Below are 13,930 nucleotides of genomic sequence, written 5' to 3' on the forward strand. Positions count from 1 at the left end.
TTTAGGATTGGCCGTTTTTTATTTACTTATTCAGTTTTAATCTGGATTTCGGCAGTGAAAATTGCGTGATCTGGGTGAGACGGAGTGGAACAGATAAAGTATCCTTCAGGTACTGTGTAGCCAAAAGCATAGTATTGAGTATTAAAACGGCCAAAGCTCCAATCTAGGCAATTGTACTCTGATGTTTTATTTACGGAAATTCCCTTGGTGGTAATGAGCCAATCTAGCCTTTCTGATTTCCAGCTGGTACCAGTGGGAGCGTATGGGGAGGCAAGCCCAGAATCTTGTTTCACATAATCGTACTTCCACATTAATTTAATAATATCTTGCCAGTTTATGAAATAATCCTTGCGACGACTATTTTTCTGGTTATTTCTTTTTATATATTCAGGATAGAGATATTCAGTTACGTGGGGGCCGTAGTTTAGGTCGCCAATAATCAACTGATGTTGATTAGTTTTTTTAGAAGAGTTTTTAGGAGAGTTTTGTGACAACAACCATTGAATTTGTGACTTTCTGTTTTCTAGATCTTCAGCGGTATCGCCACCCACAACAACTTTTACACCAATAATTTCCAAACTATATTTACTGTTCAACAGAGTAGTGTGAACATTGAGCCAATCTGGCCGTGTTTCGTCATATTTTTGAGGATGTCTCTCAGATAATGGTTCTTCAAATTTATCTTTACGTAACGCTATTAGGATTCCGTTTCGTTTTTTAAGTGTGCCTTTATTTGCGCCATTATCTTCAATATCTGATGTAGGATCACCTTCATAATCTGAGGTAGGATCACCTTCATAGTGTTCAAGATAAAAATCAGAAGAAAATGTATTCTGAAGAGTGGAAAGATTTTCTTGACCTTTAAACTCAACCAAAACAATAATGTCAGGATCTTTTCGCTGAATTTCTTTGGTAATGTAGCTGGGCATTCTTGTACCGGATGAGCGTTGGTTAATATTCCATTCTAGTATTCTTAGTGTCTTCATTTTTATTCCTCCTCGTATTTTCTTAATACTAGTTGTTTTTTTCGCTGGTGTCGAGAGTCATGAGATAAATGCGCTATTTTACTTGCCATAATCGTGATCTAATTACCAGCTTATGTCCAAACGGAATACCCATCCGCTTAAATTTGGAATCTTTCCCGGAAGACCCCCACAGATTGGCCAAAAGGGAGTATAACTAGGTTATAAGACTATTTATAAAACGGGGGAATGACTTATGGGACAATCAGTTGTCTTATACTTTTCAAATACCGGGCACACACAGGCTATTGCGGAAAGAATTGCGGTTGCGACCAGATCTGAACTTGTTGGAATTCACTCTAAAGTTGATTACACGGCGGCTGAGCTTGACTGGGAGGACCCAGCTAATCAGGCTGAACATGGGCTACACGCTGGCGAGGTACGGCCAGCCATCGAAGCCATTGATCCAGCACCGATTGTGGCAGCTCAGACCGTTTACCTGGGTTTTCCACTCTGGTGGGCGACCGTTCCTGGCGAAATTAACACGTTTTTAGACAGTGTTGACCTGGTTGGCAAGGATGTTTACCCCTTCTGTACATCAGGCATCACAGCGATTGCTGAGGCGGTTAAACAGCTTCGTGAGCACTACCCAGACGTCCGGTGGCATGCCGGGCGGCGTTTCTCGAGTAGCCTTACATCGGAAGAGATTCGGGATTGGGTTTCGGAAGACTAGGTCGGCCTGAGTAGGGTACCTAATTTGAGGAAACAAGATTGTCTGGTTTGGTTATACATTCAGTCTCGTTCATGTAAAATGAGATAGAACCGGGTGAAGGCACAGAGGGCAAGGACTTGAAAAATTTACAAGCCGCTCTTTTGTGGTATCATCAGGTATGTTTGAAGAGTCAGAACTTCCTAAACTAAATCTAAGACTGATTAAAATGAGGTCGTCCTATGATGGAAAGTACACGTAATCTTGATGTTGAACTGAAAAATCAAATTGAAGCTCGGCTGAAGACGTATGGTTACAGTGATTCAACTATTTCAGAGCTAATGCATACCTATCGTGCGCACATTCTTGAATGGCAGCACGCCTATCTAGTCACGGGAACCCACGTCTCGCCAGATAATATGGCTGACGACATTGTCTTTGCTGAAAAGTTAGAACGTATGATCTAACCACAATCCCCAATCGGATTGTGGTTTTTTAGCCTTCAAAACCAAACGTCAGTGAGTGCAAAATGCGGTCGGGGAGCAGTAGCCAACCAAACGAAGATTGTTCGTCAACTAATCTGGTGTATGGAAGCCAGTAAACGTTGTCCCGTCAATAGTTGTCGCATTTTCATTTTAAAAATAAATAGCCGCAAATTGTGCGCCACAACACTGGTAACCGTAAGCCACGACTGCTATTCTGTGCTTGTACCGAATACATAGTCGAGGAGCGATTCCAAATGAAATTCAAGCAATGTGGGGTATTTTTATTAACGTTAGTAGTCCTGGCGCCAGCGATGACCGTGCCAGCCAGTGCTAAGGTGAAGCTGATTCCAAAATCCATGCGGGGGACCTGGGTAACGAAGCCCCAGTACAATTCAAAACCGCATATCAATAAGAATATGTGGCTGCCTAGCATGAAGTTAGTCGTTTACAAGAAAACTGCTAAGTGGCAGATGAAGGGATATTTACCAGCGGATGCGGGTTATGATCATAAGGTACATACGATTAGAGCATTTCAATACCGTAAAGATCTGGTCACACTGCATGGTGACAGCCTGTTTACGAAGTGGAATTTCTTAAGCCGTCAGGGCAAGAAACTAGATTTTGGCCAGCAGAGGGGTAGCGACATCTTTATGACGCGGGCTAAATAAATAGCTGTCGTTTACACAACACAATCCCAACCAATCGGATTGTGTTTTTTTGCCGAGAAATGGCTGTCGCGGGTGTAAAATAAGCCTAGAGAGAAAAATCCAACAACAGGAGGATTCTACATGTCAAAACAAGTGATTCTATACTTTTCCAACACGGGGCATACCAAGGCGGTTGCCGAGAAGATTGCGGCCGTGACTGGGGCGCAGCTAGTGCCAATTCAAGCGGAACAACCGTACACAGCGGCTGATCTCGATTACAACAATCCGACTAGTCGTACCTCGCTTGAAACCCACGATGACACGTCGCGGCCAGGCATCGTGGCTCCCGACAAGCGGCTGATTGCGCAGGCCGATACCGTTTACCTGGGCTCACCCATCTGGTGGGGGCAGGTGCCCCATGTCATCAATACGCTATTGGAGACGGGGTATTTCCGTTGTAAGGACGTCCGTCAGTTCTGTACCTCTGGCGAAACGCCCATTGACAAGTCGACGGCGAAATTAACTACGGACTATCCCGCTATCAACTGGGGACCGAGTCATCGTTTCACTAGCGCCATCACCGGCCAAGAAGTGGAAGCCTGGCTTAAACAAGGGAATCAGTAAGTTCGCCGCATCATTCGTGGCGTCCCCCAATCATTTGTCGTATAATGGGTTTATTCTAAGAATTTAAGGAGAAAACTATGGCAGAATCCACACATTTTTACGAATTGTTCCAACCAACGCATTACAACGTTTACCTCGACATTAACCGGGCAACCAAGCTGATTTCCGGGACGTCCACCATCACTGGTGACGCCAAACAGACCAGCATTGCCATTCACCAAAAGTACATGACCATCAGCGCCGTTAAAGCCGATGGCCAGGACGTACCGTTTACCTTTGATGACGCTTCAGAAGGCATTCACATTGACCTGGGCAAGACCGGCGAAACCACGGTCGCCATTGACTTTACCGCACCATTGACCGACAGCATGATGGGTATCTACCCGTCTTACTACGAGTTAAACGGCGAGAAGAAGCAGTTAATCGGGACCCAATTTGAAACGACTGCTGCGCGCCAAGCCTTCCCATGTGTCGACGAACCCGAAGCCAAGGCCACTTTTGACCTGGCAATCAAGTTCGACGAGCATGAGGGCGAAACCATCATCAGCAACATGCCAGAAGTGAAGACCGAAAATGGCGTTCACACCTTTGATACCACGGTTCGCATGTCCTCTTACCTGATTGCGTTTGCCTTCGGGGACATGCAGAGCAAGCTGACCACCACCAAGAGTGGCGTGAAGGTCGGCGTTTTCGCTACCAAGGCGCACCAAGCCAAGGAACTCGACTTCGCCTTAGACATTGCCAAGCGCTCAATTGAATTTTATGAAGATTTCTATCAAACGCCTTATCCACTGCCACATTCCTGGCAATTGGCTTTACCCGACTTCTCAGCCGGCGCCATGGAAAACTGGGGCTTGGTCACTTACCGGGAAGCCTACTTACTGCTAGATCCCGACAACACGGCGTTTGAAACCAAGCAACGTGTGGCAACCGTCATTGCACATGAACTGGCTCACCAATGGTTCGGTGACCTGGTTACCATGAAATGGTGGGATGACCTCTGGTTGAACGAAAGTTTTGCCAACATGATGGAGTACGTCGCCATTGATGCCATCGAACCCGACTGGCACATCTGGGAATCCTTCCAAACGGGTGAAGCCCCAATGGCCCTGCAACGAGATGCCACTGATGGCGTGCAATCCGTTCACGTCCAAGTAGAAGACCCAGCTGAAATTGATGCGCTCTTTGACAGTGCTATCGTTTACGCCAAAGGGGCGCGGATGTTGGTCATGGTCCGGGCTTTGATCGGTGATGATGCCTTACGAGCTGGTTTGAAGAACTACTTTGCCACGCACCATTACGGTAACGCTACTGGTGGTGACCTCTGGGCCGCTCTGGGAGCTGCGTCCGGCATGAACGTTGGGGCCATCATGAATTCTTGGCTCGAACAACCCGGCTATCCGGTCGTTTCCGCCGCAGTGGTTGATGGCAAATTAACCATTCACCAACAACAATTCTTCATTGGTGAAGGTAAAGAAGCCGGTCGCCAATGGCAAGTGCCGTTGAACAGTAATTACGATGCTGCGCCGGCTATTTTCGCTGATACTGACGCTGTTCTGGGCGATTACACCCAGCTACGTCAGGCCAGTGGGGAACCCTTCCGATTGAACGTGGGCAACAATTCTCACTTCATCGTGAAGTACGACGCCACGTTGTTGCAAGACATTCTGGATAATTTGGATTCTCTAGACCACATTACCCAGTTACAACTGTTGCAAGACTTACGGTTACTGGCTGAAGGCCGGCAGATTTCTTATGCAGACATCGTGCCGTTACTGCCACGGTTCGCTGAGAGCCATTCCGCAGTGGTTAACGACGTGCTGTACGGCGTCGCCAACAACTTGCGGAAATTTGTGACCCCTGGCTCACCGGAAGAGGCCCAGTTGCGCGCACTGTTTGGCAAATTGAGTGCGCCGCAGGCCGACCGGTTAGGCTGGTTACCACAAGCTGGTGAATCCAACGACGACCAGTTGACCCGGCCAACGATTTTAAACGCCGCGCTGTACGCCAAGGACGCCGCTTCCCTGAAGGCGGCCCATGACATTTTCACGGCTAACCAGGACAACTTAGTCGGCTTACCGGCTGCCGTGCGTGTCTACATTTTGGCCAACGAAGTCGAAAACTTTGGGAGTGCGGACCTGGTCGATCAGTTGTTGAACGACTACCGCAAGTCCAGTGACGCCAGCTACAAGGCGGACATTGCGTCAGCTTTGCCAACCACGCCAGACGCCAAGTTGATTGGCAAATTGATCAACGCGTTTGAAGATGCCGATACCATCAAGCCACAAGACTTGCGTGCATGGTACCGGGGCGTCTTAGCCCACAAGGGACAACAGGCGGCTTGGGATTGGTTACGGAGCGACTGGCAATGGTTGGAAGATACGGTCGGTGGCGACATGGAATTCACCACGTACATCACCGTGACAACTGGCGTCTTCCATACGCCAGAACGGCTGGCTGAATTCAAGGCCTTCTTCGAACCGAAAATCAACACCCCAGGCTTAACCCGGGAAATTAAAATGGATACCAAGGTCATCGAGAGTCGCGTTGACCTGGTTGAAGCTGAGAAGAGTGCCGTGAACGCTGCGGTTGCTGAGACGGTTAAATAGATAGACTAGGGGGCGCTCATAGATTTGATGAGCGTCCTTTTTTTGCGGGTAACAAGGACGCTTGGTTGATGAAGGTGACGCCTGCGACGTTTCAATAAGCATAAGTAAAGGCCTTAAAATTGTTTTGATCCACGATGTATCGTGAGCTAAAACGATTCTGAGGCCTTTTTTCTGTGTTCGCTATACAGCCAGGAAGTAGACGGGTATACTGGCTAGAACGGTTGGCAATCTGAATTTACCGTATGCAATCAGTTCTGGCAAAAAACGACCCACCAGATAGGCAGGTCGTCACAAGTGAATATAAAATTAGTCGTTCAAGTTGTACCGTAACTTCATGTGTTCAGAACCAAAGGTGACCATATCACCGAGTAATTTGGTTTGACGCGTGAAGGATTCGTTAGACAGCTTTTCGTTGGCAGCTTTCAAGGTTGCCACGTCAGCACCATTTTCAATGGCAGCGTCGGTGTCGTTTTGAATCTTCCGGTAGGCACCCATGGCGTCTAAGGCAAAGGTGTTGCGGAAGTCTTCGTACAGGTCGTAATCCGTATCACCCAGCAGGGCCGTGGTGCAGCTTAGCCAGTACATATGGTTCATGTTGAAGGTGCCGTCAGCGTCCTTGTAAGCGGCTGGCGTGTCGTCAACGTTAGCGTAGAAAGGTACGACCGTGTTAAACGTGTTGGCACCAAAGGCTAACCAGTGAATTCCGGCAATACTGTCGGGCACGTTGTTGCGGATTTGGAGAATGTGCACGTCGTGGTTCCGGTTGATACCGATTGGCCGGAACTTGGTCTTGTCACTCTCAGAGCCGTCACCGTAAACGTCGTACTTGGTGTTTTGGAAATGAGAGCTCAATACGTACTTCACGTCTTCGATGGAAATCTTGCGGTTGGCATGGCAGATGAATGGCAAGTCTTGACCTTGTGGGTCCTGTTCAACGTCCGGTGTGAAGTACTTTTGACCGTACCAAGCACGGGGGTTGTTGTAGACCGTATCCTTGTCGGAGGCACTGCCGAAAATATGGCGCAAGTTGACCCCTTCAAAGTCTGGGTTCAGGTTGTAGGTGGCGATCATGTCTTCTAAGTCGTCTGAAGCCAACGTGTCATCAGCGTTGAAGTCAAAGTCGTCAATGTTCATGCGGTTAGGTGCGACCACGTAGGCATCGTCGGGGATGCGCTTGGCAGCCCAGTGGTGACCACCGATGGTTTCTAACCACCAGATTTCGTTGTTATCAGAGAAACCAATGCCGTTGGGTTCGTAAGTCCCAAATTCCTTTAAGAGGGCGCCTAAACGTTCAACCCCTTCTTTGGCACTGTGGATGTATGGCAAAACTAAGGTTACCAGGTCCTCTTCACCAATACCATTGGCCACGTATGGGTCAATGCCCATGACACGAGAATTAGTCGTGATGGTTTCGGTGGCAGACATGGCAACGTTGTCACTGTTGATACCGGCTGCTGGCCAGATACCGTTGGTTAAGAGCGAGTTGGGAATGGATGTGTAACGAAGTGGGTTATCAGGCAGCTTGATTTGAACACCACTGATAACGGCTTGGTAATCCCGTGGTTGATCAGCGGGGTTCACCACAACAAATTTTTCAGGGTCGAGGGCCTCGTGACCATCATCGTTCCGTGAAATAATCGTCGAGCCATCAATTGAAGCCTTTTTTCCAACTAAAATTGTGGTACATGAACCTTTAATTCGTTTTTCCATGAATGCAGCACTCCTTTTGACTCATATTATATCATTCTGAAGTGGGGGAAGAGAAGTGGTTCGGCAGTTTGTCAGAAGAAATGGGCGCATCTGGTAACCGGTCAGGACCCCATCTCAGGTAAAGAGGACCTGCCGACGCCTCAGATGGTATTGTCAGTGACAGAAGGGGTGTTGACCGTAAATTTTCCAGGGATCACGCATCAGTTTTCCTCGGCTTTTCTGGGGTCTTCTCCGTCTGCAGCAGGTCACGTAATTCCTGATTCTGTTGTTCGATGGTGGTTAACCGTTTGGCCACTTGTTCATACTCTGAGGCACGGCCACGATTGGCAAAGTAGGTGGTAATTGTGCTGGTCAGTGCCCCGATAAAGCCAATACCGACCAGCATCAGTACGGTGGCGGCGCATTTGCCCACAATCGTGTGGGGCGCCACGTCCCCGTAGCCAACGGTGGTTGTCGTGGCAATGGCCCACCAGAGTGCCTCACCCCAGGAAACGTGCTCAGCGTAAGAGTAAAGGGTGGCCGCGAGAATTAGAATGGCCGTACAGGCCCAGAGTAAATAAATGAAACCGTTGGTCTTCAAGAACCGTTTTAAATTGTGTCGAAGTTTTCCAATAAAGCCAACAAGCCGAATGAATCGGAAGAGGCGGACTAAGCGAAAGATCCGCGTGAGTCGGGCTAACCGGAAAAAACTGAAAATTGAATATAGTGGGATGATTGCCAACAAATCGAAAATATTATGCCGGAAAAAGGCCCACTTGTGCGGCGCTCGCCAGAACCGAACCACGTAGTCCACCGTGAAGAGCGCGAGGATGCCATTATCCAGGTAGACCCACGGCTGAGCGGTTAGCTTAATAATGCCAGAAAAGTCAAAGATGACCAGGACAATGGAAATTAACGCGAAGAGGACGACACCACCGTTGTAGAGTTTGCGAATCATGGACAACATAGACACCCCCAAAGTCATGTTACGAGTCATTTGATTCTAGTATGACAGGTTTGGGGGATTACAGGGTCGCTGGTTTACCGGTATTGGAAGTGGCTTTACTAGGGCCACTTCGCCAGGCAAAAGGCAACGAATGGACTGACAGCAGCTTAGTTTAACATCTTTTTGAGCTTGGCAATCAGCACTTGATTCATGTCGAGGGCAGCACGGTACTGATCGGCATCAATGTGCTGGGCAGTGACGCAGGCTGCAATGGCCTCGGAAATGGCCGCTTTGGATGAACGGCCGTACTCTGTGAGCTGAATAATCAACTGGCGCCGGTCGGTTTCTTGTGGTTGACGGGTCAGCCAGCCGTTGTACTCCATCCGCCGCAACAAGGGCGTCAGGGTGTTGCTTCCAAAGTCGAGCTGGTCGCCTAGCACGTGGAGTGGCTGGCGGTCCACCTCCCAGAGACTTAATAAGACCAGGTATTGGGGATACGTCAGCGAAAATGGTTGCAGAGCTTGCTGGTACAGTTTAATCAACAAGCGGCTTGCATGATAAGTGGAGAAACAAAGTTGATTGGCCAAGGTTAAGTCATTTTCCATGATACTCCTCGCCTCCAATTAAGTTGTGTACGATTCAATATAATCTACTATAATCATATTTATCTCACCTGTCAACTATCGTCAGGTGGATTGTGAAAGAAATCAGTCGCTGGCGAAGTCGTCAAATCGCTTGAACACGGTATTTTTGCGGAACTTTAGCGGTACGATATTTTTATTGTTATTTTTTCTTCACTAAAATACCGGATTGCACTCTTTCTCAATTGTGGTTAAAAGCGGCAGTTGAGATGACGATTATTAAATCTGTCGATAACCAATGGTGCAAGTCCGCCATTTAGTCGCCAGCTAGCGTATAATGGAGCCTAGATAATCAGACAAGCATAAGGAGTACACGAGATGGAGTTAGTGGCAGCACAAAAAGTTTTAAAAACAGTCTTCGGGTACGACGAGTTTCGACCGGGGCAAAAGGCAGTCATTGAACACGTCATGGCTGGCGAGAATAGTTTGGCAATCATGCCGACCGGTGGGGGAAAATCCCTGTGTTATCAGATTCCAGCGATGTTGTTTGATGGTATTACGGTTGTGGTGTCGCCGCTAATTTCGCTGATGAAGGACCAGGTGGACGCGTTAAATGACAGCGGCATCCCCGCCACGTTCATCAACAGTTCACTGGACTGGCCAGATATTCAGGAGCGGTTGGCTGCACTACACAATGGCGATTATAAATTGTTGTATATCGCCCCAGAACGGTTAGATTCCGCAGCGTTTATCCAGGCATTGGCCAGTCTCCCAATCGACCTGCTAGCGGTGGATGAAGCGCATTGTATTTCGCAGTGGGGACATGACTTCCGGCCGAGTTATTTGGCGTTGAGTACTGCGATTGAACAGTTACCTACCCATCCTCAGGTTCTGGCACTGACAGCGACGGCGACGGAACAGGTGGCCGTGGATATTCGGCAACAGCTACGCATTGATGCGGCCAACGAGGTCAATACGGGTTTTGCACGGGACAATTTAAACTTAACCGTGGTCAAGGACCAGGATACGGACCGGTACATTTTAGACTACCTGAAGGTCAACAAGGGTGAAGCGGGAATCATCTACGCCAGCACACGGAAGGAAGTCGACCGGGTGACCAAACTCTTACAGCGCCAGCACATCGATGTTGCCCCGTACCACGCCGGGCTGGATGAGAATGTCCGACGACAGAATCAAGAGGATTTCCTCTATGATCGCGTTCAGGTTATGGTCGCAACCAATGCGTTTGGGATGGGAATTGATAAGAGTAACGTGCGGTTCGTAATTCACGCACAAGTTCCAGGTACCTTAGAGGCCTACTACCAGGAAGCGGGGCGGGCCGGTCGAGATGGTCTTCCCAGCGAAGCAATTCTCCTGTACCGGGCGTCCGACTTACAGATTCAGCGGTTCTTTATTGACCAGTCCGAAATGGATGAAGAGCACCGACAACGCGAATACCGGAAGCTTCAAGTGATGAATCGGTATGCCAATACGCAGGGGTGCTTACAGCAATTCATTCTCCATTACTTTGGCGAGGAGTCGGCACCTTGTGGTCGCTGCAGTAATTGTCTGGATGATCGCGAAGCCCAAGATGTCACCACGGACGCGCAGAAGATTTTGTCGTGTGTCATTCGGTTGCGTTCCCGATATGGCAAGGCCGTGGTTGCACAAGTTTTGACCGGCGCGCACAATCAACGGGTGCGGGAAAACCATCTCGATGACGTTAGCACTTACGGTATCATGCAGGGCCAACGGCAAAAGGCGGTCGCCGAACTCATCGACTTTCTCACGGCAGCCGGTTATCTGGCGAGTGTAGGCGGGCAGTACCCGACGCTGCAGGTCACAGCTGAGGGTGGCGCCGTGTTAAAGGGCAAGGAACAGGTCTTCCGTAAGATGGCGCGACAGGTTAAACGCTTGGCACCTGAAGACGATGAACTCTTTGGCCAACTCCGCGCTCTGCGTCGGGTACTAGCCGAGGCGATTGGCAAGCCACCCTTTGTCATTTTCTCCGACAAGACGTTGCACGCCATTTGCGAGGCACTGCCAGTCGACGACCAGAGCTTTCTGGATGTTAAGGGGGTTGGGCAGAGTAAGCTGGATCAGTATGGCGAAGATTTCATGAAAATTATTCGCGAATATGTCGTGAACGAGCAGGCGAAGGAAGCTTAAGCTTGACCGTGTATTCGTTGTTGCGTCACCAATTGTAAGGGCTTGGAGTCCTCACGGCTGGTGACTTTTTTCGTGGGATTAGTCGTTCAAAAATTGCGAGTCGTCCGGCTTTGTTCAGGCTATCAACTATGGTAATCTAGAAGCCTGTCAGTCACTTTGCCAATCGACGGGAGGTCGCTATGTCCAATTCAGATTTCATTGAAATTGTTAATGACCGTGAGAATAATTTAAAGAATGTGAGTCTTAAGATTCCCAAAAACAAATTAACCGTGTTTACCGGCGTATCAGGCTCCGGTAAGTCATCCATCGTCTTTGACACCATCGCGCAAGAGGCGGGGCGGCAACTGAATAGTACATACGATAGTTTCACCCGGCTATACTTGCCACACTATCACCGACCAGACGTGGATGAAGTCCGGCATTTGTCGACGGCCATCGTGATTGATCAGAAGCCCCTTAGCGGCAATGCGCGGTCAACCTTGGGAACCGTCAGCGACATTAACGCGTTGTTTCGGATTCTCTTTTCCCGTTTCGGTCAACCGCAATATGGCCAGGCCAGCAATGCGTTTTCCTTTAACGATCCGGCGGGGATGTGCCCCGACTGTGAAGGGATTGGGAAGACTTACGTGCTCAAGCGGGATGCGGCCATGGACATGTCTAAGTCACTGAGCGAGGGTGCAATCCTGTTGCCAGGCTACGGGGCGACGAGTTTTTATTACCAAATGTTTGCCGATAGTGGCTTCTTTGATTTGGATAAGCCCTTAAAGGACTACACCCCTACCGAATTTAACCAGTTGATGAATGGTGAAAAGGCATTGACAGTTGATTATCGGGGCTCTACCTTAAATGTTAAATTTGAAGGTGTTGAACGCTTATTCTACCGGCAAAATCTGAAAACGAGTTCTGGGACCAGTGATGGTGCGCGCAAAAAGATGGAAAAATTTGCTGAGATGAGTGAATGTCCGACCTGCCACGGGAAACGTTACCGGCCGGAGGTTTTAGCCGCAAAAATCAATGGCTATAATATTTTTGATTTAACAGACTTGCAGCTGGACCAATTGGCGACAACTCTGACGACGTTTACCGATGAACGCATGCAGGGCGTCATTGCCAGCATTCAGACGCGTGTCCAAAGTTTGATCGACGTGGGCTTGGATTATCTGAGCCTAACTCGTGAAACCACGACGCTTTCTGGTGGGGAATCGCAACGGGTCAAGACGGTTAAATACCTGTCCAATAGCTTGACAAACCTGTTATACATCTTGGATGAACCTAGTACCGGCTTGCATCCTCGTGACGTTCATCGGTTGAATGACTTGCTGTGTCAGTTGCGGGATAATGGCAACACGGTGCTGGTGGTGGAACACGATCCGGACGTAATTAAGGTGGCTGATTACGTGGTCGATGTGGGTCCGCACGCGGGGATTCACGGCGGGGAGATTACCTTCACGGGGACCTATCCGGAGTTGCTCAAGGCAGATACGCTGACTAGTCGGTTCTTGAACCAACAGTTGCCGATCAAAGCTAATCCGCGGCAGCCCCAAACGTTTATCACCAGCCAGCCTAGTCACCGCCATAACCTGAAAGGCGCTGTCTTGCGGGTGCCGGTGGGGCTGTTTACCGTGGTGACGGGGGTTGCGGGTTCCGGCAAGAGCACGTTGGTGGATCAGGCATTTGCCCACGACCATCCGGATACGATTCGAATTGACCAGACACCGCTCCACGCCAATAGTCGCTCCAATCCGGCCACCTATATTGGGGTGATGAACGACCTGCGGAAATTGCTAGCGACGACCAATGATGTGAGTGATAGCCTGTTCAGCTATAACTCTAAGGGTGCCTGCCCGCAGTGTGGGGGCAAGGGCGTGATCGAACTGAATCTGTCGTTTATGGAAAATGCAACGGTAGAGTGTTCCCTGTGCCACGGGGGACGTTTTGATCCAAAGGTCTTAACGTATACCTATCAGGGTAAAAATATTGTCGAAATTCTGGCCATGACTGTTGAGGAAGCCACCGACTTCTTGGCAGGAACTAAGGTTGTCAACAAGCTGAAGAACGTCCGCAATGTTGGGCTGGACTATTTGGCACTAGGACAGCCGCTGAACACCTTGTCGGGTGGTGAAGGGCAACGACTGAAGATTGCCAAGGAACTCAATAAGCGCGGCAACCTGTACATTTTAGACGAACCGACAACCGGCTTGCACCCGTCGGATATCAAAGTCATGATTCAAATCATTAACCGCTTGGTGGATAAGGGCAATACGGTGCTGGTCATCGAACACAACCTGGATATCATGCGCAGTGCCGATTGGTTGATTGATATTGGCCCAGATGGCGGTGACAAGGGTGGCGAAGTGCTGTATGAAGGGCCGGTTAGCGGTATTCATGCGGTGGAGCGGTCGGTGACGGCGCGGTACTTGTAAGTGCCTTTTGTCGCACGTTTCAACAATATAGTATTGGAGATGCAACGTGAGTCTAGGGTTTGTCCCAGACTGATTCGTGCAAGCGT

General features: G+C 49.1%; 11 protein-coding genes. 7 read left to right on the plus strand and 4 right to left on the minus strand.

Features of this window, described 5'->3' with window-relative positions:
- Positions 1–26: 26 nt before the first annotated feature.
- Positions 27–986, minus strand: a complete 960-nt coding sequence (locus EKM99_RS05150; RefSeq protein ID WP_125581553.1) for an endonuclease/exonuclease/phosphatase family protein — start codon at positions 984–986, stop codon at positions 27–29.
- Positions 987–1,218: 232 nt separating this feature from the next.
- Here EKM99_RS05150 and EKM99_RS05155 point away from each other — a divergent pair, with 232 nt between their 5' ends.
- The 5 genes from EKM99_RS05155 (at position 1,219) to EKM99_RS05175 (ending at position 6,036) form a co-directional block, all read left to right on the plus strand.
- A complete protein-coding gene (locus EKM99_RS05155) occupies positions 1,219–1,695 on the plus strand; it encodes a flavodoxin (protein WP_125581555.1) in 477 nt (158 codons plus the stop codon).
- 218 nt (positions 1,696–1,913) lie between these two features.
- Positions 1,914–2,138, plus strand: coding sequence for a hypothetical protein (locus EKM99_RS05160; protein ID WP_125581557.1), 225 nt, complete (start codon positions 1,914–1,916; stop codon positions 2,136–2,138).
- A 272-nt stretch (positions 2,139–2,410) separates the two neighbouring features.
- Complete coding sequence (locus EKM99_RS05165; RefSeq protein ID WP_125581558.1) at positions 2,411–2,824, plus strand: hypothetical protein; 414 nt, start codon at positions 2,411–2,413, stop codon at positions 2,822–2,824.
- A 120-nt stretch (positions 2,825–2,944) separates the two neighbouring features.
- Positions 2,945–3,427, plus strand: coding sequence for a flavodoxin (locus EKM99_RS05170; protein ID WP_125581566.1), 483 nt, complete (start codon positions 2,945–2,947; stop codon positions 3,425–3,427).
- A gap of 77 nt (positions 3,428–3,504) precedes the next feature.
- Positions 3,505–6,036, plus strand: coding sequence for a M1 family metallopeptidase (locus EKM99_RS05175; protein ID WP_125581568.1), 2,532 nt, complete (start codon positions 3,505–3,507; stop codon positions 6,034–6,036).
- A 306-nt stretch (positions 6,037–6,342) separates the two neighbouring features.
- Here EKM99_RS05175 and EKM99_RS05180 read toward each other — a convergent pair whose 3' ends face one another.
- The 3 genes from EKM99_RS05180 to EKM99_RS05190 form a co-directional block, all read right to left on the minus strand.
- A complete protein-coding gene (locus EKM99_RS05180; RefSeq protein ID WP_125581570.1) occupies positions 6,343–7,746 on the minus strand; it encodes a C69 family dipeptidase in 1,404 nt (467 codons plus the stop codon).
- Between the two features lie 193 nt (positions 7,747–7,939).
- Positions 7,940–8,692, minus strand: coding sequence for an ion transporter (locus tag EKM99_RS05185; RefSeq protein ID WP_125581572.1), 753 nt, complete (start codon positions 8,690–8,692; stop codon positions 7,940–7,942).
- Positions 8,693–8,838: 146 nt separating this feature from the next.
- Positions 8,839–9,276 carry a MarR family winged helix-turn-helix transcriptional regulator gene (locus EKM99_RS05190; RefSeq protein WP_125581574.1) on the minus strand — a complete coding sequence of 146 codons (438 nt, stop codon included), beginning with the start codon at positions 9,274–9,276 and terminating at the stop codon, positions 8,839–8,841.
- A 354-nt stretch (positions 9,277–9,630) separates the two neighbouring features.
- Here EKM99_RS05190 and recQ point away from each other — a divergent pair, with 354 nt between their 5' ends.
- Positions 9,631–11,421 (plus strand): DNA helicase RecQ, encoded by a 1,791-nt coding sequence (gene recQ, locus EKM99_RS05195; RefSeq protein ID WP_125581576.1) that lies wholly within the window; start codon positions 9,631–9,633, stop codon positions 11,419–11,421.
- A 179-nt stretch (positions 11,422–11,600) separates the two neighbouring features.
- On the plus strand, positions 11,601–13,844 hold the full coding sequence (locus EKM99_RS05200; protein ID WP_125581578.1) for an ATP-binding cassette domain-containing protein: 2,244 nt from the start codon (positions 11,601–11,603) through the stop codon (positions 13,842–13,844).
- The last annotated feature ends 86 nt before the right edge of the window (positions 13,845–13,930 follow it).

This window comes from Levilactobacillus cerevisiae, assembly GCF_003946245.1.
Taxonomy (GTDB): Bacteria; Bacillota; Bacilli; order Lactobacillales; family Lactobacillaceae; genus Levilactobacillus; species Levilactobacillus cerevisiae.

What these genes read in the sequence shown, in the direction of transcription:
- EKM99_RS05200 (WP_125581578.1), top strand. Translation starts at nt 11,601, where the DNA reads ATGTCCAATTCAGATTTCATTGAAATTGTTAATGACCGTGAGAATAAT.
- EKM99_RS05150 (WP_125581553.1), bottom strand. Translation starts at nt 986, where the DNA reads ATGAAGACACTAAGAATACTAGAATGGAATATTAACCAACGCTCATCC.
- EKM99_RS05180 (WP_125581570.1), bottom strand. Translation starts at nt 7,746, where the DNA reads ATGGAAAAACGAATTAAAGGTTCATGTACCACAATTTTAGTTGGAAAA.
- EKM99_RS05160 (WP_125581557.1), top strand. Translation starts at nt 1,914, where the DNA reads ATGATGGAAAGTACACGTAATCTTGATGTTGAACTGAAAAATCAAATT.
- EKM99_RS05170 (WP_125581566.1), top strand. Translation starts at nt 2,945, where the DNA reads ATGTCAAAACAAGTGATTCTATACTTTTCCAACACGGGGCATACCAAG.
- EKM99_RS05185 (WP_125581572.1), bottom strand. Translation starts at nt 8,692, where the DNA reads ATGTTGTCCATGATTCGCAAACTCTACAACGGTGGTGTCGTCCTCTTC.
- EKM99_RS05190 (WP_125581574.1), bottom strand. Translation starts at nt 9,276, where the DNA reads ATGGAAAATGACTTAACCTTGGCCAATCAACTTTGTTTCTCCACTTAT.
- EKM99_RS05175 (WP_125581568.1), top strand. Translation starts at nt 3,505, where the DNA reads ATGGCAGAATCCACACATTTTTACGAATTGTTCCAACCAACGCATTAC.
- recQ (WP_125581576.1), top strand. Translation starts at nt 9,631, where the DNA reads ATGGAGTTAGTGGCAGCACAAAAAGTTTTAAAAACAGTCTTCGGGTAC.
- EKM99_RS05165 (WP_125581558.1), top strand. Translation starts at nt 2,411, where the DNA reads ATGAAATTCAAGCAATGTGGGGTATTTTTATTAACGTTAGTAGTCCTG.
- EKM99_RS05155 (WP_125581555.1), top strand. Translation starts at nt 1,219, where the DNA reads ATGGGACAATCAGTTGTCTTATACTTTTCAAATACCGGGCACACACAG.